The sequence below is a fragment of the Pontibacter sp. YIM B11418 genome (assembly GCF_059278805.1).
The window spans coordinates 146512-166531 of record NZ_JCAEMH010000004.1 but is presented as its reverse complement, the minus strand read 5'-3'; the positions used below and the strand labels follow the sequence as shown (position 1 = coordinate 166531).

The following is a 20020-nucleotide window of genomic DNA, read 5'->3' as shown; positions in this document are numbered from 1 at the left end:
CTGAAGATATGATTACGAAGAAGTTCTTGAAACACCGCTTGTTCCTGCTGGCAGGTATAGCTGGCACCCTGCAGTTCGGCTGCCAGCAACAACCAGCCGCTACGGCCACTGCAAATAACCCTGCAACTGCCCCTGTGGCAGCAACAGCCAGTACTGCCAACTACGATTGGGTATACGAAGGCATCGAGTTTGATATGCCACGTGTGCAGGAGCCGACTTTTGGCAACTACCGCGTTAGTATCACCGATTTTGGGGCCGTAAGCGATGGCCTCACCAAAAACACAGCTGCCTTTGAAAGAGCTATTGCCGATGTATCTGCTAAAGGCGGTGGCACTGTGGTTATACCGCGTGGGATGTGGTATACAGGCCCTATTATCATGAAAAGCAATATCAACTTGCACGCAGAAGAAGGTGCGCTTGTACTGTTCAGCAAAGATTTCGACGATTATCCGCTTGTGAAAACCAGCTTCGAAGGACTCAATACTTACCGTTGTCAGTCACCGATTTCAGGTATTAACCTAGAGAACATAGCCATCACCGGCAAGGGTGTGTTTGACGGAAACGGTGATGCCTGGCGCCCTGTGAAGAAAGGTAAAATGACAGAATCGCAGTGGAAGAACCTGGTGAAATCGGGTGGTGTGCTGAGCGATGACGGCAAGGTATGGTACCCATCCGAAAGCTCGAAACGCGGTGATACGAAAGACAACTTCAATGTGCCGATCCACTTCACCAAGAAGGAGCAATTTGAGCCCGTGAAAGATTTTATGCGTCCGGTGCTCCTGAGTATCGTGAACAGTAAAAAAGTAATGCTCGACGGTCCGACTTTTCAGAATTCTCCGGCCTGGAACCTGCACCCGCTGATGTGCGAGGACGTGACCATCCGCAACCTGACCGTGCGCAACCCCTGGTACTCGCAGAACGGCGATGGCCTGGACCTGGAGTCCTGCAAGAATGCTGTGGTGTATAATAACACGTTCGATGTAGGTGATGACGCCATTTGCTTCAAATCCGGTAAAGACAAAGACGGACGCGATCGCGGCCTACCAACCGAAAACGTGATCGTGAAAAACAACGTGGTTTACCATGGCCATGGGGGCTTCGTGGTGGGTAGCGAGATGTCTGGCGGCGTAAGGAACGTGCACGTGTCGAACTGTACTTTCATTGGTACTGATATCGGACTGCGCTTCAAAAGCACACGCGGACGTGGCGGCGTGGTGGAAAATATCTGGATCTCCAACATCGACATGATCAATATCCCGACACAGGCCATCAGCTTTAACCTGTTTTACGGCGGTAATTCACCGGTAATGGATGCTGAACAAGGCGATGCCAAGAAGGAAGAAAAACTGGAACCTGTAACTGAAGAAACGCCTGCTTTCCGAAACATTTATATGAAAAATATCAACGTGGCGGGTGCTGACCAGGCACTGGCTCTGCAGGGTTTGCCAGAGATGAACCTGCAGAACGTGAATATTGAGAACTCCATACTGAAAGCGAAAAAAGGTATAACCGCTGTTGACTCCGATGGCATTGTGCTTAAAAATGTGAAAGTGGAAACCGAGCAAGGTCCGGCCCTGACCATTTACAACAGCAAAAACATCGATATCACTGGCTTTAGCTACAACGAGGGTAAAGAGCCCGTGGTAAAGGTGCTGGGACCTAAAACAGAGAAGGTGCGCCTGGAGAAAAAAGACTTTAACAACGCCACCAAGCAGGTTTCGAAAGGCAAAGACCTGACTGGTACGGCACTCAATATTGAGTAATAAGAACTTTCATTTGAAACACTAAGCATGGTCACTCTAGGGCCATGCTTTTTTATCTTTTTACAACAAAACTGTTATACCTGAAGCAAACCCATTATGCAAAAAATAGCTTTCGGACTTGCGGCCATAGTACTAAGTATCGTGCTGGTGGCTTTTGTACCCTTCAAGAAAAAAACTGTAACGGTATACCTGATCGGCGACTCTACCGTGGCAGACTACACCGGCGACTATGACGATAAAGATTACATGACCACCCGCTATCCGGTGGCCGGCTGGGGACAGGTGTTTCAGCCTTTCATGCGGCCTGATAGCCTTCGCAAGCTCAGGCACCTGATCAAAGCCGACAGTGTGATTGTAGCCGATAAAGCCCGGGGAGGGCGTAGTGCACGCACTTTTTTTGAAGAAGGACGCTGGGCAGAGGTATACCGGTCGCTGCAGAAAAACGACCTGGTGCTGATGCAGTTTGGCCACAACGATGCAGCAGAAAACAAACCCGAGCGCTATACCAATGTTACCGCCTACAAAGAGTACCTGCGCCTGTTCGTGCACCAGACCCGCGAGAAAGGCGCCATACCTATCCTGCTGACGCCCGTGAACCGCAATTACCCCTGGAAAGACGGCAAACTGAGCAATGTACATGGGGACTATCCGCAAGCAGTAAAGGATGTAGCCAAAGAGCTGAACGTGCAACTGATCGACCTAACGCAGCTATCCATTGATGCCTTCACAGCCAAAGGACAGGACTATGTGACAGACAATTATTTCATGAACCTGCCTGCCGGCAAGTATACAGCCTACCCGGATGGTCAGAAAGACAACACACATTTTCAGCCGGAGGGAGCAACAGCGGTGGCGCAGCTAGTGTTTCAAGGTATGCAGGAGCTGAAGGAGACGAAAGCAGCAGCTAAGAAATAGCGCAACTGCACCCCAGCTCTCAGAAATAACACCTGCGGCATACTGCATGGGCACATTCACCTATAAAACCCGGACAATATGAACATCAGACGATATTTTCTCTGGCTCTTTCTTTCTCTTTGGATTGGTGTAGGCAGCGCTTCAGCCCAAAAAGAGGCCAGCATATACCACAAGCTATGGTATAAACAACCTGCCATCAACTGGAACGAGGCACTGCCGCTTGGGAACGGTCGTCTGGGTGCCATGGTGTTCGGCCAGCCGGCTCGGGAACAGTTGCAGCTGAACGAGGAAACGGTTTGGGCCGGGGAGCCAGGTAACAATGTGTTGCCAGCCCTGAACAGCGCGTTACCCGAAATCAGAGCCCTTATTGCCGCTGGAAACTACAAAGAAGCGCAGGAATTGGCAACTGAAAAACTGCCGCGACAACCTGCCGCCGATAACAATTATGGCATGCCCTATCAGCCTGTCGGCAATCTGTTTATTTCTTTTCCGGGGCACGAGCAAGCCACAGACTATTACCTCGATCTGGACATTCAACAAGCCATCGCAACAGTTTCCTACAAAGTAAACGGCATCACATTCAAGCGGGAAATATTCTCGTCCTTTACTGATGATGTTGTAATCGTGCGCCTTACAGCTGACAAGCCCAAGAGTATAAACTTTATCGTTTCTGCTGATAGTCCCCACAAAAATTACACGGTCAGAACACAAGGTAACCAGCTGATAATGAATGGTGTTTCCGGAGATGTTGACAATAAAAAAGGCAAGGTGAAATTCCAAACGCTTGTGCAGCCTGAAACAGAGGGAGGCAAGATTACCAGCACATCAAATGGGGTACAGGTAAGAGGAGCCAATGCCGCCACAATCTATATCTCTATCGGGACGAACTTCAAAAGCTACAGAGACCTGAGTGGCGACGGCGAGACAAAAGCTGCCAAGCTACTAGCCGGCGCTGTTAAAAAGAAGTATAAGAAAGCAAAGGAGGAGCACACGGCCTTCTACAGAAACTACTACGACCGTGCATCCCTTGATTTGGGCACAACAGCGGATCTGCAGAAACCGACCGATGAACGTCTGGCTGCCTTTGCCCGTTCAAACGATCCGCATCTGGCGGCACTGTATTTTCAGTTCGGGCGCTACCTGCTTATCTCCAGTTCGCAGCCGGGTACGCAGCCTGCTAACCTGCAGGGCATCTGGAACGACAACATCGCACCGCCCTGGGACAGCAAGTATACCGTCAACATCAACACCGAAATGAACTACTGGCCGGCTGAGGTAACCAACCTTTCGGAAATGCACGGCCCCCTGTTCAGCATGCTGAAAGACCTGTCGGAGTCGGGTAAGGAGAGCGCATCTAAAATGTATGGCGCCCGGGGCTGGATGATGCACCACAACACGGACATCTGGCGGATAACCGGCCCGATAGACGGTGCCTTTTATGGCATGTGGCCGATGGGAGGCGCCTGGCTGACGCAGCATTTGTGGCAGCACTACCTGTATACAGGCGATCAGGCTTTCCTGAAGGAGGTATACCCGGTGCTGAAAGGATCAGCCATGTTTTATGCGGATGTGCTGCAAGAGGAACCCACAAACAAATGGCTGGTAGTGAGTCCGTCCATGTCGCCAGAGAACAAACACCAGAGCGGCGTGTCTATCTCCGCTGGCACCACCATGGACAACCAGCTTATCTTCGATCTTTTTAGCAATGTGATCAGGACTTCTGAAATCCTGAATCTGGACCAGGCGTTTGCAGACTCGCTACGCACCATGCGCGACAGGCTGCCGCCGATGCAGATCGGGCAGCACAACCAGCTGCAGGAGTGGCTGCAGGACTTGGACAGAAAAGATGACAAGCACCGTCACGTTTCCCATCTTTACGGCCTGTTTCCGAGCAACCAAGTTTCGCCATACCGCCATCCCCAGTTGTTCGAAGCCGCCAAAAACTCGCTCGTTTACCGCGGCGACAAATCCACGGGCTGGTCTATGGGATGGAAAGTGAACCTATGGGCCAGACTACTCGATGGTAACCGGGCCTATAAATTGATACAGGACCAGCTGACGCCTGCCGGAACGGAAGGCAAAGGCGAGAGTGGCGGCACCTATCCGAATCTGTTCGACGCACACCCGCCTTTCCAGATCGATGGTAATTTTGGCTGCACGGCAGGTATAGCCGAGATGTTGCTGCAGAGCCATGACGGGGCACTGCATGTGCTTCCGGCGCTGCCCGATGTGTGGCAAAGCGGCGAGGTAAAAGGACTGGTGGCCAGAGGCGGCTTTGTGATAGACATGGCTTGGGAGGCAGGAAAAGTGAAAACACTGAAAATCCACTCGAAGCTGGGCGGCAACTGCCGCATCCGATCAAGCGAACTGCTGCAACTTGCCAGCAAGGGTAACCTGAAAGAAGCTGCCGGTGAAAACACGAACTTCTTTTATCAGCAAGCGGCCATTAAAGAGCCATTGGTGTCGGAAAAGGCACAAGTGCAGGCGGGAGGTATAGCCCATGTGCTGGAGTTCGATCTGGCAACTGAGAAAGGAAAAACCTATTTGTTGAAGTTAAACTAAGGTATAGCCCCATCTTTGGGTAAAGGTATACCGGCTTAAGCGTAGCAAGTGAAGGGAGAAGGAATAAAAACAAGTAATTTTTATAAGCGAACAGCAAAGGTATACCTATGGCTATTGGTGATGCTAATGGCCAGCACGGCCGTGGCGCAGAAGTCGGACGTAGGCAACTTCTATCCATTGCTTCAGTCACACGTCGCCAAAGAGAACAGTAGCCTTTCGTACTTGAACAGCAAACACCGCAAGGCAGAAAAGTGGCGCAAGGTGGCGAAAAACAAACTGCAGGAGCTGCTGGCTTACAACCCGGAGCCTGTGCCGTTGGAGAGCCAAATCATCAGCACGACCAAACGCGATGGCTATACCCAACACCTGGTGCGCTACAACGTGAGTGCGCATCAGCAAACTGAAGCCTTCTTGCTTATACCTGACAACCTCACCAAACCGGCTCCGGCCGTTATCGCCCTGCACGACCACGGCGGCTTTTACTTTTTTGGCAAGGAGAAGCATAGTTTGACGGATGATCAACCAGAGGTGCTGGTGGAGTATATCCAGAACCTGTATGAAGGCAGGGCTTATGCCGACGAGCTGGCGAAAAGAGGCTTTGTGGTGCTCTCGCCGGACGCACCTTACTTCGGCTCACAGAAACTGGAACCGGATCAGGTGAGCGATGATCTGACCAAAAACTACCGCAAGCAGCTCACAGGAGATCAGGACGCTGATATCAAGGTATACAACAAATTTGCCAATGGGCATGAAGTGGCTGTGAACAAGACAATACTGGCAGCTGGCACCACTTGGCTCGGCATGATTGTGCACAGCGACAGAGTAGCCATAGATTTCCTACTGTCGCGGCCGGAGGTAGACCCGGAGCGGATTGGTTGTGTGGGCCTATCGCTGGGTGGCTTGCGCAGTACCTATCTTTTCGGACTTGATTCTCGCATCAAAACAGGTATAGTGGCCGCTTTTTCCACTACTTTCGAGCACATGCTGCAAAACCACACCCGCCATACCTGGATGATGTACGTGCCACGGCAGTATCAGTACCTGGACCTGCCGGACGTCGCTTCGCTGAACGCACCTCGGCCTTTGCTGGTGCTCAACTGCCAGCAAGACAAGCTGTTCAGTCCTGCCGGCATGAAAGCGGCAGAAACAAAACTAACGGCCATCTACAGCAAAATGAAGGCCACCGAGAAATTCAAGGCGAGCTATTACGACGTGCCACATTCGATGACTATACCCATGCAGGACGAAGCCTTTGAATGGCTGGAGAAGTGGCTGAAATAAATACGAACAAAGAATACCTTTATGAAATTAGAACACTTTGCCCTGAATGTAGAAGACCCAATCGCTATGGCGGCATGGTATGTGAAGTATTTGGGCATGACAATCGTACGGCAGATGGAGCAGGCGCCTTTTATGACTTTTCTGGCCGATGACAGTGGCCGGATCATGATCGAAATATACCTGAACCCGGCTGATGAAGTACCGCCTTACCGGGAAATGAACCCCCTGTTGGTGCACCTGGCCTTTGTGTCACAAAACCCGAATGCGGACAGAGACCGTCTGGTGAAAGCTGGTGCCACGCTGGTAACGGAGCAGTACCTGGAAGATGGCTCCCATCTGGTGATGCTGCGCGACCCCTGGGGCTTGGCGGTGCAACTCTGCAAAAGAGGCACGAGCATGCTGACCGAAAAAGAGCAGGACAGCTAGTAAAGAACAGCCCTCTGGCCACATCTGAACATTCATTGCAAATTACTGATTATGGGAAAGTATCATTTATTGGCTTTTGTAACCTGCTGTTTGCTGTTTCTATGTTCATGCTCCCAGCCTGTTCAGGAGAGTCGGGAGCAGGCAAGCACGCAGACCGATGCCTGGGATAAAGTAGAGGATATTCTGCGCCAAATATCTCCGCCGTCATTTCCGGACAGGGATTTCCTGGTTACTGCGTATGGGGCCGTTGGGGATGGGACAGTTGATTGTACCGAAGCATTCCGGAAAGCAATCATGGCCTGCGTCGAGGCAGGAGGAGGACGCGTGGTGGTGCCGGAGGGGAAGTTTCTGACAGGGCCTATCCATTTAAAGAGCAACGTGAACCTGCACGTGGTAAAAGGGGCCACCATACTTTTTTCAACTGACCCCGCTGATTACCTGCCACTGGTGCATACCCGCTGGGAAGGCGTGGAGTTGATGGGCTATTCGCCTCTGATTTACGCCTTCGAAGAAAAGAATATCGCCATAACCGGAGAAGGTATCCTGGACGGCCAAGCCAACGAAACCAACTGGTGGCCCTGGAAAGGACAGAAAAAACATGGTTGGAAAGAAGGTACGCCAAATCAGACGGAGCCGCGGGCTGCGCTGTTTCAGATGGCAGAGGACGGTGTGCCGGTAAGTGAGCGGAAGTTTGGGGAAGGCTCGTATCTGCGGCCGCAATTTGTACAGCCTTACCGTTGCGAAAATGTGCTGATTGAGGGTGTGACGATCATCAATTCACCGATGTGGATTCTGAACCCTGTGCTTTGCACGAACGTGACCATTCAGGGAGTGACTGTCGAAAGTCAGGGCCCGAATTCGGATGGCTGCGACCCGGAGTCGAGCCGAAACGTGCTGATAAAGGACTGCCACTTCAATACCGGGGACGACTGCATCGCCATCAAGTCGGGCAGAAACGCCGATGGCCGCCGCATCAATGTGCCTAGTGAGAACATCGTCATACAGAACTGCACGATGGAAAACGGGCATGGGGGAGTCGTGATCGGAAGCGAGATATCGGGAGGCGTGCGCAACGTGTTCGCGGAGAACTGCAGGATGAACAGCCCGCTCCTGGACAGGGCGCTGCGCATCAAGACGAGCTCCATGCGGGGTGGCATCGTGGAAAACATCTACCTGCGCAACATTGAAGTGGGACAGGTAGCGCAGCAGGTGGTTCGCGTGAACATGTTCTACGAAGACTCCGGCTCGTTTATGCCGACTGTACGAAACGTTGAGGTGCGCAACATGAAGGTACGCAACGGAGGCAAGGTAGGCGTGCTGCTGGAAGGGTATGAACAATCGCCGGTAGAGAACCTGCGCCTGGTGGATGTGGAGATAAATGGCGTGGAGGAACCTTACAAATTTTCTAACGTGAAGAACATCCAATTCGAAAACGTCACCATCAATGGGGAAAAAGTAGTATTGCCTGCAAATTGAGACTGGGATAATGAGGTAAACAGAGGAGAAGCTTTAATTAAATGCTCCGGTTTATACCTTATACCTGTGTAACATAGGTAAGTAGCTATACATAATGAACAATCACAAAGAACTAGTATGAGAATATTCCTTCTTTTAACCACCGCATTTCTGATGTCTTTACTGCTTGCCCAGCAGAAGCAACCTATCAAGGTATACCTGATCGGTGACTCTACCATCTCCATCAAAGAAACGAAAGCCTACCCGGAAACAGGCTGGGGGATGCCCTTCGTGCATTTCTTTGACTCCAGTGTGACGGTAGACAACCGCGCTAAGAATGGTCGCAGTACCCGCACTTTTATAGAGGAGGGGCTGTGGCAACCCGTGTCAGATCACTTGCAGGCGGGTGACTATGTGTTCATCCAGTTCGGTCACAACGATGAGGTAGAAACAAAGAAAAGCTATACCCCGAAAGACCAGTACAGGGCCAATCTGAATCGCTTTATCACGGAGGCGCAGAAGAAAAAAGCTATACCTGTGTTGCTCACACCTGCTGCCCGGCGCCAGTTTGACGAGGCCGGCAAAATAGTAGGAACGCATGAAGATTATGCAGCTATTGTGCGGGAAGTGGCCAAACAGCGGAAAGTGGCCGTGATTGACCTGGACCGGAAAAGTCAGGAGCTGCTGCAGCAGTTCGGGCCTGAAAACTCTAAGCACCTCTTCCTGCAATTAGAAGCGGGCGAACATCCGAATTATCCCGAAGGCAAAGATGATAACACCCATTTCAGCGAATTAGGCGCACGCAAGATGGCCCAGTTGGTGCTGGCCGAAATCAAAGCCCAGAAGCTGGAATTGGCAGACAGAATTGTTAAAAAGTAAGCGTGTTGGTGCCGCAATAGATGTGTGTATCAGGTATAAACGAAATGAAAAATAAAAAGCCGTCGTGGAGAAACGCTGCAGTAGGAGTGATGCTCGGCATCACATGCCTGTCAGGTATAAGCTGCTCTAAACCCAGAACACAGCCACCGCAGCCTGATGAGAAGGTATGGACCTTGAACTCCCTGACATCTATTGCGGGACATCAGCCAACTGTTTGGGGAAACCCGAAGTTGATTGATGTGGGGGCAGGGGAAAAGGCAATTGCGTTTGATGGTATAGACGATGGGTTATTGACCAACTCAAACCCGATTGCCGGAGCAGGGGAATTTGAAATAGAGGTGGAGTTTATGCCCTATGCTGGTTTTCCCGATAACATTGAGCAGCGCTTTCTGCACATTCAGGACCCCGCTAACCCGGATCGGAGAATCCTGATTGAGCTTCGACTCAACAATCGACAGCAGTGGTATGCAGACTTCTTCATGCGAACTGAGAACGCTGCACTCACTCTGATTGACTCTACGAAGACACATCCGGTTAATGAATGGGCTACCATCAAGCTGCATTACAGGCAGGGTCAAATGAGAGGTTTTGTGAATGGTACAGAAGAAGTGTCGGGAGAGATCACCTACCTGCCCATCAGCCCTACCGCCAGCACCTCTATTGGCACCCGCATGGATAAGCGCTCATGGTTCAAGGGTGAAATCAAAACAGTACGTTTTAATACAAAGTAAGACGTCACCAGCTGAACTTAGGTATAGAAAAAGGCCGGATCCTCCTAAGAAGAACCGGCCTTAACCCCATTTAACAAACTCAAAAAAATCTGTTGTCCTTCAGGCGTATTACAAGGATACGCCTCGTTTCCAAGGTATAAAGTCATCCTGCCCGAGCACTTGAGCTTTGGACTGGATGTTGCCACTGGCTACTTCAATAATGTAGTCCAGCATCGCTTCACCCATCTCTTCAATGGTCTTCTCGCCGGCAATCACCGGGCCTGTGTCCACATCAATGATGTCCGGCATACGCAGGGCCAGTTTGGTGTTGGAAGACACTTTGATGACCGGAGCGATCGGGTTGCCGGTTGGCGTGCCGAGGCCTGTCGTGAAAAGGATAATGTTCGCGCCTGAACCAGCCATGGCCGTGGTGCTTTCCACGTCGTTGCCCGGCGTGCAGAGCAGGTTCAAGCCTGGCATCGTGGCATACTCACCATAGTCGAGCACATCTACCACAGGGGAAGTACCACCTTTTTTGGCCGCACCCGCCGACTTGATGGCATCCGTAATCAGGCCGTCTTTGATGTTGCCCGGGCTAGGGTTCATGTCGAAACCAGAGCCAGATGCTATAGCCGCACTTTCATAGGCACGCATCAGCTCCACAAAACGGTCAGCCGACTTTTCATCTACGCAGCGGTTGATAAGCTCCTGCTCTACGCCGCACAGCTCCGGAAACTCCGACAGCATGGACTTGCCGCCCAGCGCGACCACTAGGTCCGAGACATGGCCCACGGCCGGATTAGCGGAGATGCCAGAGAAACCATCAGATCCTCCACACTCCAGACCGATCACCAGTTTGCTGAGCGGTGCAGGTTCACGTTTTTGTTTATTAGCCTCTACCAGGCCCAGGAACGTACGTCGGATGGCCAGCGTGAGCAACTCCTGCTCTGTGCCCTCCTTTTGCTGCTCCAGTATGATGAGGGGCTTAGAGAAATTAGGGTTAAGCGCCTTGATTCGCTCTTCAAGAATAGGCACCTGCGCATTCTGGCAGCCCAGGCTCAGAATAGTAGCGCCTGCTACGTTTGGATTATGAATATATCCGGCCAAAAGAGCGCACAGCATATCCGAGTCCTGTCGAATGCCGCCACAGCCGCCTTCGTGTGTCAGAAACTTAATGCCGTCGATGTTTTCAAAAATGCGGTGTTGTCCGTTTGAGGAGGTCGGGTTAAGTGGCAATTGGGCAATTTCTTCTGTTTTGCCCGCTTGGTATAACTCCACCATCTGCTGCACATAGCTCTTGTATAGGTCCTGTTGACTAAAGCCCAGGTTCTCCATAAAAGCCTGCTTGATGGTATCTACGTTACGGTTTTCGCAAAACACCAGCGGAATCACTAGCCAATAGTTACCTGTGCCTACCTGTCCGTCTTCGCGGTGATAGCCCAGGAAAGTCTTGTCCACCCACTTGGACACGTCTGGCGCCTGCCAGCCAATGGTTTTGGTCTTGCCTGTAAAGCCCGATACCTGGTGCTTCACATTGCCTGTGGTCAGGATGCCGCCGGCAGGTATAGCCTCCACGGCTTTTCCCACCAGAGAACCATACATGATGATCTCCTGGCCCGGTGCAAGCTGCTGTTCGGCAAACTTATGCTTGGCAGGAATGTTTGTGACGATCCCAATCTGTCTGCCATTGAATTCTACCACCTCACCTGCCTGCAGGTCTGTTAAGGCGACCAGCACATTATCCTCTGGATGAATCTTTAAAGTATTATTTGCCATGCTGTTTAAAAGCTCTTGTGTGCAATCGATTGCGCATAATGACAATTATACAGAAGTTTTTTCGGAAATAAAAGATTTGGAGGAAGTACTTAAGAAAAGCGAGTGAATCATGGCAGTCGGGAGTTGTGATCATCTTATTTCTTGAAGATATTCCACTTTGCTCGAGCGCATGGTGGTATATAATTGGGAGAGAAGGTTGATATAATGTCTTAGAATACCTGTCTATACATATAACATTTGCAGCTAATACACAGTGAATCAAGTGGTGCGCTATTCCCTGTGTTGAATTTTTAGGTGTTTGTAAATAAATGATTATCAGTGACTTGTTGATAGGTTCGAGGCCCAGTGTCTCCCGCATCTGTTCCTCTTACAAGGGCTGCTGGCCAGTGGTGTTGCTGGATAAGGTAAAGAATGATCAGGAGCGGCTCTTCTACATCCGTAAAGCCATTGATAACAGCTGGTCCAGAAATGTGCTGAGACTGCAGATCAAGTCCAGCTTTTAACGGCAAGGTGGAAGCCTGACAAACTTCGAGCTAAAGCTTCCGGTATCTAGGTCAAGGAAGAACCGTTTTTAAGGAAGTGCGGATAGTGTGCTACCCGCATGTTCCCAACAGGCAGTGCTGCATGGGTTCGTTCTCGCCGTCCTTGTACCATTAATAAAATGTCTGGTTAGCTTTAAGCTATGGCTTTAATCATTTTACCGGCCAATTCGGCCAATCAGCGGCCAATTCCAGCCCGTTCATATTAAAAGAGCTGGAGTTGACATAAGGCTGAGCCACCGGTATCTCTACGATAAAGAGGGTGCCTGAAAGCATCGGTTCTCCTGCGCCTACTTTAAAACAGATGATGAGCGGTATTTTTTCGAGGTAGAAATTCCTTCAGCTAGTAGATTTTTACCTAGGCGATTACATTGTTCTAACAACTGGCTCAGCCTCTACTCTTCCTTAAACGCTTTATAGTCCCTATAGAAGTTTTATATAGGTTGTAATGTCAAGTATCTTGCGCAAAATACTTGACAAATGGTTGTCCTGTATTATCTTTGCTTCTATTAGGCAATGTATTAGTAATCAATGAATGTAACAGCGAAAATAGGATACAAGATCAATAGGATACAGGAAGGCACTACATTTAAGTACCAGCAGCTGGGTATTGACCGGGCAGAATATAGTGCCGCTGCCAAAGCCATTGAAAGGTTTGTCAAGAAAGGGGTTATCAAAAGATTATCTACCGGAGTATTCTACAAGCCCAAACAATCTGTTTTTGGTGAGTTGAGACCCAGGGAAGAAGAATTATTGAAACCATACCTATTCCAGGGTGAAAAACGCATTGCATACATTACCGGAGGATCATTATACAATCGTATGGGGCTGACCACGCAGGTTCCCCAAACTATTAAGGTGGCCAGCAAAGTAAAACGGGTAACAACCAAAATTGGAAAAATTCAGGTAAAGCCGGTCAAAAGTTATGTGGATGTTACCAACGAGAACTACTATCTGCTTGAAATATTGGATGCACTCAAGGATTTTAAGACCATACCTGATTTGGACAGAAAATCGGCTATCATTTTGTTAAAGAATGAAGTCAGCAAGCTTACGGATAGTGACCGCTCAAAGACAGTTAGGTATGCTCTACAATATCCGCCAAGAGCACAGGCGTTGCTAGGTGCTATACTTGAGTTTTCTGGGGCAAGGAACGGCGCCGAGATTTTAAAAAATAACCTGAATCCGCTTACCTCCTATAAACTCGGAATCAAAGAAGTAATTTTGCCAACTGCACCGAAATGGAATATATATTAACATGAACTTACACAGCAACAAGGAACTATTACAGGATGCCATACTTGCTACGGCAGCGTATCTTGGAATGCGGGATGTTTATGTAGAGAAGGATTATTGGGTAACCTTTGCTTTATACGAGATATTTCATTCGAGTATAGCCGGGCAGGCCGTTTTCAAAGGCGGTACCGCGCTTTCAAAATGTCATAAGCTGATAGAGCGATTCTCGGAGGATATTGATATGGTGGTACTGCGTCATGCAGATGATAATGATAACCAGTTGAAGAGGAGAATTCGGGCAATCAGTAAAGTGGTAGAGGGTGGGATTCCCGAAATAGAGGTAGAAGGGTTAACCAACAAAAGGGGAAACATTCGAAAAACTGTTCACCGGTACAACAGGATCTTTGATGGAAACCTCGGACAGGTAAGAGAGCACATCGTAGTAGAAGCTACCTGGTTAGGGAATTTTGAGCCATTCTCTGAAATGCCGGTCAGCTCCTACATCTATGGAATGATGAAAGCCAAAGGACAGGAAGAACTGATCGAAAAGTACAACATGGCTCCATTTACCGTTCAGGTATTGAGTAAGCTGAGAACATTCTGTGAGAAGATCATGAGCTTAGTCAGGTTTTCCAGATCAGAAGATCCAATAGCAGATTTAAGAAATAAAATCCGGCATGTGTATGACATCCACCAGATGTTGAAAGATGACGAGTTACGGCAATTCTTCAGGAGCAGTGAATTTGATGAAATGCTCATAAAAGTGGGACGTGATGATATGGTTGGCTATAAGAACAATAATGTTTGGCTAACAGAACATCCTGCCGCAGCTTTGATCTTTGATAAGCCAGAGGAAACATGGAAACAACTGAGTAATGAATACAATGGCAAATTTAAAGACCTGGTAACGGGTGTATTTCCAGCAGAAGGAGCCTTAATTGAAACGCTACATGAGGTAGCAAATCGGCTTAAAGAAATTGCATGGCAAGTAGAATAATATTTACAGGTTTATTAGAAGTTGCACTGTGTCCGCTTTGCCCAGGTTTTCCAGGGTGAGCATATTGTCTACGCACTACGTAGACAATAACCTGAACGCACCTCTGGATCATCATGTGCCTGGACTGGGGGATAAGCTGATTACAGTTGACATCCATAGTGGCTATAAACCTTAGAATATATGAGTAGGTGAATCAACTTCTACTTTCTCAACTTGATGTTTGTAGAATAAAGTAGTAAATTTGATGAAAGGAAACCCCAGATCCTCAGGAGGAGGAAAATTCGGGTGATCGCTGAATTTTGGAGTAATAAGTAATTGATAATAAACGTGTTGTGGAGTGGGTTCGAATCCCTCACTCTCTGCAAAGCCTGCAAACGATAAGTTTGCAGGCTTTTTTGTTTTTTTAAGATACTTGAATTTTAGGCATTATAGCCTTTCTGAGGTAGTCTATACCTGACCATTCCGACTGCTACACGTCTCAGTGCTGTAACACCGATTTAACAGAAACTTAACCCACGCGCTCCTGAAATGTTGGTTCCTTTGTACAGGATTAACCTTTACCAGCGTGATGACTTCTGAAAGTACCGACCGGCTAAGCATAAGACCCACCCCAGATGAGGCCGCTTTTGAGAAGCTATATGACGAGTACCACCAAAAAGTATACTTCTACTTCCGCAAACAGACCCACTCTGAGTTTATGGTCGAGGAGCTCGTGCAACTCACCTTCATCAAATTGTGGAAGCACCTGGACCGCCTCTCCGACGAAGTGCCACTCTCTTCCCAGATCTTCCGGATAGCCCGCACCACGCTCATCGACACCCTGCGAAAACAAGCGGTGGAACGCGAGGCACTGCAGCGCGCGGAACTCCCTGGGGAACATGCCTATACCGAAAACACTGTGTACACCCACTACCTGCAGGAAGAGATAGAGGCGGCTGTGGAAAAGTTGCCGCCGGTCCGCAAAAAGGTTTTCCAGCTCAGTCGTTTCCAGGGCCTCTCGTATCAGGACATCGCCCGGGAACTTTCCATCTCCACCAAAACCGTGGAGGACCACCTCACCAAAGCCACCAAGCATTTGAAATTGCTCCTTAGGTATAGCCATGTGCTGCTGTGGGCCTGGCTCGGCTCATGTTAAATAATTGTTTCCGGCAGGGGACAGGCTGTTGAGGATCGTATTCACTGTGTTTAGATACTACAAATGGAACCACGCCAGATCGAGCGATTTCTGCAAAACAAAGCCAACGCCAGCGAAGCCAGCGCGGTGGCCCGGTATCTGGAAGAAAACCCGGTGGCGCTCGAGCAGCAGCTGCCGGAATCCGAGTGGGAGCAAACCAACAGCAGGGTATGGCTGAAGGAGAAAGTATCACAGCGGATGCTGCGCCACATACAGCGCGAAGTCGGAATGCAAGACAAAAGCAACTGGAACCTGCGCATAACGGCCGTTGCCGCCTCCATTGTTCTGGGACTTTTCCTGGTCGGGCAGCTATACCTTGACCGCACACCTGTTAGTACCAAAGTCGCAGCAGCAAATGATATAACAGAAGGTGTATTTGCTGTGAAAGCGAATAACTCCCTTCGACCGGTGGCCTTTATGCTGGAAGACGGCTCTACAGTGGAATTGCTGCCAGGAGCTGAGATCACCTATTCGCAGCCTTTTGTGCAGGACGACCGGCGCATGCTATACCTCAAAGGCGAGGCCGTGTTTAAGGTAACCAAGGACAACCTGAGACCCTTCACTGTGCAGGCTGGCGGACTGTCAACTACTGCGCTCGGCACATCCTTCAGCGTAAAAGCGCCTGGCAGGGATAAACCTGTGCTGGTACAACTCTATACAGGAAAGGTGGTCGTAAAAGCGGCCTCCAAAGCAATGCGGCAAAAGGTAAAGGAAGTATACCTGATACCAGGCCAACAGCTTGAATTTGGTACGGAGTATCCGGAAGGGCGGGTGAGTACCATAGTGGAGGCGATACAAAACCCGAAGCGCTTGCCTCCACGGCCTGAAATGGAAGAAGGCACCATGACCATCAACGGCGACATCATCGAGTTCAGCAAACGCCCTTTACCTGCGGTGCTAAACGAGCTTTCCAGGGTATACGCGCACGATATCCGCTACAGGCAAGCCGATATTGCCAGGATCAGTTTTACCGGTAAGATCAGCACCACCGATTCGCTGGAGCAGGTGCTGCATACAATCGCTGTGCTCAACGAGCTGAAATTGAAAAAGGAGCAGAACAGCTACCGCATCAGGAAATAAATCAGATACATAAAAATTGCTCCGTCAGTCGACGGATGAAACGCTCTGGCAACAGGACGTAATGGGAAATCTTTATCCAAACACATACACTATGAGAGTTAAGTTTATCAGGAAAGGCCGGCCAATATGGCCGAAGGTTCTTTTGTTTTTCATGCTGGCCGTCCTGTACGGGCATAGCGGTTATGGCCAGGCTGCACCGGAGCAGGTAGTAGGCGTGGTGCAGGATGGTAACAGCGAGGCGCTCATCGGCGTGTCGGTGCTGGCCAAAAACGAAAGCACAGGCTATACCAGCGGTACCACGTCCGACGCAGCAGGTATGTTTTCCTTCAGTAGGCTACCACTCGGCGGTCCGTATACCTTCACGTTTAGCTACATCGGTTTCGAATCGCAGTCATTAACTGGTTACACCCTGGAGGAAGGGGAGAAAGAATCCCTGATGGTGAAGCTGAAAGTAGCTGAGTCGAAGCTCAACGAGGTAGTGGTGATTGGTTACGGCCAGAACACCCGCCGCAACATCACCACAGCCATCTCCAGCGTAAACCCGGCAGATGTGGCGGACCGTAACGTGCCGAGTGCCAACCAGTTGCTGCAGGGCCAGGTGGCAGGCGTAAACCTGACAATAAGCAACGGTACGCCCGGTGGCGCTTCCCGCGTCAACATCCGGGGGCTGAGCTCGATCAACGGTGACAACGAACCGCTGTATGTAGTAGACGGCATTCTAATCTCCAAAGCACGGGCCAGCTACAACTATACCGGCGAGTTCATCCAGGATCCGCTCTCGCTGATCAATCCTTCCGATATTGAGTCCATCCAGGTGCTGAAAGATGCCGCCTCGGCCGCCATTTACGGGAGCCGCGCTGCCAACGGCGTGATTCTGATCACGACCAAACAAGGTCGCAAAGGCGAACCCAAGATCACGGTTTCGCAGGTGTCAGGTATACAGACGATGCCTAAAAAGCTGAATTTGCTCAATCCACAGGAGTACATTAGCCTGCAGCAGGAGGCCGCGGATAACTATAACCGCGATTTGGGCCTGATCCCGGGCAAAAGCGGTTACATCGACATCAACAAAGTGCTCGGCAACGTGCCGGCTGATCCGTACGATGTGAATTGGCAGGATCTGATCATCAACGAGGGAGCTGCAACGCATCAGACTGATTTTTCATTCAGTGGTTCCAGCAACACCGTGAAATACTATACCTCAGTAGGTTACCAGAACCTGGAGGGGTTGTTGAAAAATAGTGCGCTGGAACGCTACTCTTTGCGTACTAACCTGGATTTTACCCCAAATAAAGTCCTCAATTTTGGTCTGCGATTTGGCGGTAACTATACCAACAGCTCCTCGGCACCAAACGGCGACCAGGGCACGGCGCTTTTCCAGCGTTCGCTCGAGCAACGCCCCTATGACCGGATTTACAAAGACGATGGCACGTTCAACATCGGCGGTAAGGACATCCTGCGCCACAATGGCGTGCAGGTGTTGGAAAACGATCTGATCGAGGACAAAAACTACCAGGCACTCATTAACCTGTACGGCAACGTCAACTTCCTCAAATACTTTACCTGGCACACAGCCTACAACGCCGAACTTCGCTTTGGCCGCGGCTTCCGTCACCAGACCCGCCTGCACCCCTACGCATCCGGCAAAGGCCTGACCATCGATACGCGCGGCAACCGGGTGTCGCAAAACATCGACAACACGCTGACCTTCTTCAAGAATTGGGGCGGAGACCTGAACACGGAAGCCATGGTAGGCTATACCTTCTACCAGGATGCCTACGATTTTAACAACGCCCAGGGCACGGAGTTTCCATCGGATGACTTCAGGCACATTTCCTCTGCCACGGTCACAACGGCAAGCGGAGACGCCAACAAGTATGCGATGGAGTCTTACCTTGGACGCATGCAGTTGGACTACAAAGGCCGCTATTTCCTGTCGTCTTCGCTGCGCTACGACGGCTCTTCCAAGTTTCACAAAGACAACCGCTATGCTTACTTCCCTTCTGTGTCGGCGGGCTGGGTATTCACAAGCGAGAACTTCTTCCCGACAGCCGAATGGATGGAGTTTGGCAAGCTGCGCGCCAGTTGGGGCAAGACCGGCAACCAGGATGGCATCGGCATCTACAGCTACATGCCGCTGGCATCGGGCGGGTACAACTACGGCGCCGAAACCGGTTTGTCGGTTACCTCGCTGGGGAACCTGGATCTGAAGTGGGAGACCACCCGACAGACAAACTTCGGCCTGGACCTTTCGTTCCTGAGCGGCCGTCTGGCACTTACCTATGACTACTTCATTAAGAATACCGACGACCTGCTTTATAATGTGCCGACACTGGCCACCAGCGGCTTTACGCACCGCACTACCAATATCGGTTCCATGGAAAACAAGGGGCATGAATTTACCCTGACCAGCGTCAACATGGAGAGGGATCGCTTCCGCTGGAGTACCAGCCTGAACATGGCTTCTATCCGCAACCAAGTGACCAGCCTGATCGGCAATGAGCCGATCCAGGTTGGGGGCTGGAACGCTATTATTCCAGGCCAGCCGCTGGGCGTGTTCTACGGGTATAAGCAACAGGGCATTTACCAGCACATCGAGGAGATTCACGAAGCGCTGCAGAAACAGGGAGTGCGCCCGGGCGACATGATCTTTGAAGACTTGGACGGAAACAACCTGATCAACTCGGCCGACCTGTCGGTGATCGGCAGCGCCCAGCCCGACCTGTACGGCGGCCTGACCAACAACGTGGAGATCGGCAACTTTGACATCTCGCTTTTTGCGACCTTCTCTCTCGGCAATGAGATCGCCGCTGCCTGGCGCTCGGGCCTGGACCACATGGGTGGCCGCGACTACAACCAGATAAAAGATACCTACGAAAACCGCTGGACCGGACCGGGCACCAGCAACGATGTGCCGCGTGCCACCAAAAGCGCCTATAACATGAAGAACAGCAGCTACTTTGTGGAGGACGCGTCTTACCTGCGCATCAAGAACCTGACCATCGGCTACAAACTGCCTACCTCGATGCTGCAGAAGCTGGCCATCCAGCAGGCGCGGGTATACCTGTCCGGCAACAACCTCTATACCTTCACCGGTTACAGCGGCTACGACCCGGAGGCTTCCAGCTCACTCGACGCCCGCTCGTTTGGCATCGATAACCTGGTGACGCCACAGCCACGTGGCTTCATGGCTGGGATCAATGTAAGTTTCTAATTTTTAACAGCGT

15 protein-coding genes are annotated in these 20020 nt (G+C 50.5%); 14 read left to right on the top strand and 1 reads right to left on the bottom strand.

The genetic code is table 11. The features are described from left to right. Positions 1-8: 8 nt before the first annotated feature. From AC4QZR_RS11215 to AC4QZR_RS11180, 8 genes are all read left to right on the top strand, one after another. Positions 9-1763, top strand: a complete 1755-nt coding sequence (locus tag AC4QZR_RS11215; protein WP_220625141.1) for a glycoside hydrolase family 28 protein — start codon at positions 9-11, stop codon at positions 1761-1763. Positions 1764-1859: 96 nt separating this feature from the next. Next, positions 1860-2678, top strand: a complete 819-nt coding sequence (locus tag AC4QZR_RS11210) for a rhamnogalacturonan acetylesterase (RefSeq protein ID WP_494481008.1) — start codon at positions 1860-1862, stop codon at positions 2676-2678. Between the two features lie 78 nt (positions 2679-2756). Continuing rightward, positions 2757-5240 (top strand): glycoside hydrolase family 95 protein, encoded by a 2484-nt coding sequence (locus AC4QZR_RS11205; RefSeq protein ID WP_494481007.1) that lies wholly within the window; start codon positions 2757-2759, stop codon positions 5238-5240. A 48-nt stretch (positions 5241-5288) separates the two neighbouring features. Further along, complete coding sequence (locus AC4QZR_RS11200; RefSeq protein WP_494481006.1) at positions 5289-6521, top strand: dienelactone hydrolase family protein; 1233 nt, start codon at positions 5289-5291, stop codon at positions 6519-6521. Positions 6522-6542: 21 nt separating this feature from the next. Beyond that, entirely contained in the window at positions 6543-6947 is a 405-nt protein-coding gene (locus tag AC4QZR_RS11195) for a VOC family protein (protein ID WP_494481005.1), read from the top strand. A 51-nt stretch (positions 6948-6998) separates the two neighbouring features. After that, positions 6999-8423, top strand: a complete 1425-nt coding sequence (locus tag AC4QZR_RS11190) for a glycoside hydrolase family 28 protein (protein ID WP_494481004.1) — start codon at positions 6999-7001, stop codon at positions 8421-8423. Positions 8424-8576: 153 nt separating this feature from the next. Next, complete coding sequence (locus AC4QZR_RS11185; RefSeq protein ID WP_494481003.1) at positions 8577-9281, top strand: rhamnogalacturonan acetylesterase; 705 nt, start codon at positions 8577-8579, stop codon at positions 9279-9281. Between the two features lie 44 nt (positions 9282-9325). After that, positions 9326-10012 (top strand): LamG-like jellyroll fold domain-containing protein, encoded by a 687-nt coding sequence (locus AC4QZR_RS11180; RefSeq protein WP_494481002.1) that lies wholly within the window; start codon positions 9326-9328, stop codon positions 10010-10012. A 108-nt stretch (positions 10013-10120) separates the two neighbouring features. Here AC4QZR_RS11180 and AC4QZR_RS11175 read toward each other — a convergent pair whose 3' ends face one another. Then, the gene (locus AC4QZR_RS11175) at positions 10121-11767 is read right to left on the bottom strand and encodes a UxaA family hydrolase (protein WP_494481001.1); all 1647 of its coding nucleotides are present in this window, start codon (positions 11765-11767) and stop codon (positions 10121-10123) included. A 308-nt stretch (positions 11768-12075) separates the two neighbouring features. Between AC4QZR_RS11175 and AC4QZR_RS11170 the strand changes: the two genes are divergently transcribed. The 6 genes from AC4QZR_RS11170 (at position 12076) to AC4QZR_RS11145 (ending at position 20007) form a co-directional block, all read left to right on the top strand. Beyond that, positions 12076-12270, top strand: coding sequence for a hypothetical protein (locus AC4QZR_RS11170; RefSeq protein WP_494481000.1), 195 nt, complete (start codon positions 12076-12078; stop codon positions 12268-12270). Between the two features lie 567 nt (positions 12271-12837). Beyond that, a complete protein-coding gene (locus AC4QZR_RS11165; RefSeq protein ID WP_494480999.1) occupies positions 12838-13563 on the top strand; it encodes a DUF6088 family protein in 726 nt (241 codons plus the stop codon). Between the two features lies 1 nt (position 13564). Continuing rightward, the gene (locus AC4QZR_RS11160; protein ID WP_494480998.1) at positions 13565-14539 is read left to right on the top strand and encodes a nucleotidyl transferase AbiEii/AbiGii toxin family protein; all 975 of its coding nucleotides are present in this window, start codon (positions 13565-13567) and stop codon (positions 14537-14539) included. Positions 14540-15107: 568 nt separating this feature from the next. After that, the gene (locus AC4QZR_RS11155) at positions 15108-15674 is read left to right on the top strand and encodes an RNA polymerase sigma-70 factor (RefSeq protein WP_494480997.1); all 567 of its coding nucleotides are present in this window, start codon (positions 15108-15110) and stop codon (positions 15672-15674) included. A 63-nt stretch (positions 15675-15737) separates the two neighbouring features. Further along, positions 15738-16793, top strand: coding sequence for a FecR family protein (locus AC4QZR_RS11150; protein ID WP_494480996.1), 1056 nt, complete (start codon positions 15738-15740; stop codon positions 16791-16793). A gap of 91 nt (positions 16794-16884) precedes the next feature. Then, positions 16885-20007 (top strand): SusC/RagA family TonB-linked outer membrane protein, encoded by a 3123-nt coding sequence (locus AC4QZR_RS11145; protein ID WP_494480995.1) that lies wholly within the window; start codon positions 16885-16887, stop codon positions 20005-20007. Positions 20008-20020 lie beyond the last annotated feature (13 nt).

What these genes read in the sequence shown, in the direction of transcription:
- AC4QZR_RS11215 (WP_220625141.1), top strand. Translation starts at nt 9, where the DNA reads ATGATTACGAAGAAGTTCTTGAAACACCGCTTGTTCCTGCTGGCAGGT.
- AC4QZR_RS11210 (WP_494481008.1), top strand. Translation starts at nt 1,860, where the DNA reads ATGCAAAAAATAGCTTTCGGACTTGCGGCCATAGTACTAAGTATCGTG.
- AC4QZR_RS11205 (WP_494481007.1), top strand. Translation starts at nt 2,757, where the DNA reads ATGAACATCAGACGATATTTTCTCTGGCTCTTTCTTTCTCTTTGGATT.
- AC4QZR_RS11195 (WP_494481005.1), top strand. Translation starts at nt 6,543, where the DNA reads ATGAAATTAGAACACTTTGCCCTGAATGTAGAAGACCCAATCGCTATG.
- AC4QZR_RS11190 (WP_494481004.1), top strand. Translation starts at nt 6,999, where the DNA reads ATGGGAAAGTATCATTTATTGGCTTTTGTAACCTGCTGTTTGCTGTTT.
- AC4QZR_RS11185 (WP_494481003.1), top strand. Translation starts at nt 8,577, where the DNA reads ATGTCTTTACTGCTTGCCCAGCAGAAGCAACCTATCAAGGTATACCTG.
- AC4QZR_RS11180 (WP_494481002.1), top strand. Translation starts at nt 9,326, where the DNA reads ATGAAAAATAAAAAGCCGTCGTGGAGAAACGCTGCAGTAGGAGTGATG.
- AC4QZR_RS11175 (WP_494481001.1), bottom strand. Translation starts at nt 11,767, where the DNA reads ATGGCAAATAATACTTTAAAGATTCATCCAGAGGATAATGTGCTGGTC.
- AC4QZR_RS11170 (WP_494481000.1), top strand. Translation starts at nt 12,076, where the DNA reads ATGATTATCAGTGACTTGTTGATAGGTTCGAGGCCCAGTGTCTCCCGC.
- AC4QZR_RS11165 (WP_494480999.1), top strand. Translation starts at nt 12,838, where the DNA reads ATGAATGTAACAGCGAAAATAGGATACAAGATCAATAGGATACAGGAA.
- AC4QZR_RS11160 (WP_494480998.1), top strand. Translation starts at nt 13,565, where the DNA reads ATGAACTTACACAGCAACAAGGAACTATTACAGGATGCCATACTTGCT.
- AC4QZR_RS11155 (WP_494480997.1), top strand. Translation starts at nt 15,108, where the DNA reads ATGACTTCTGAAAGTACCGACCGGCTAAGCATAAGACCCACCCCAGAT.
- AC4QZR_RS11150 (WP_494480996.1), top strand. Translation starts at nt 15,738, where the DNA reads ATGGAACCACGCCAGATCGAGCGATTTCTGCAAAACAAAGCCAACGCC.
- AC4QZR_RS11145 (WP_494480995.1), top strand. Translation starts at nt 16,885, where the DNA reads ATGAGAGTTAAGTTTATCAGGAAAGGCCGGCCAATATGGCCGAAGGTT.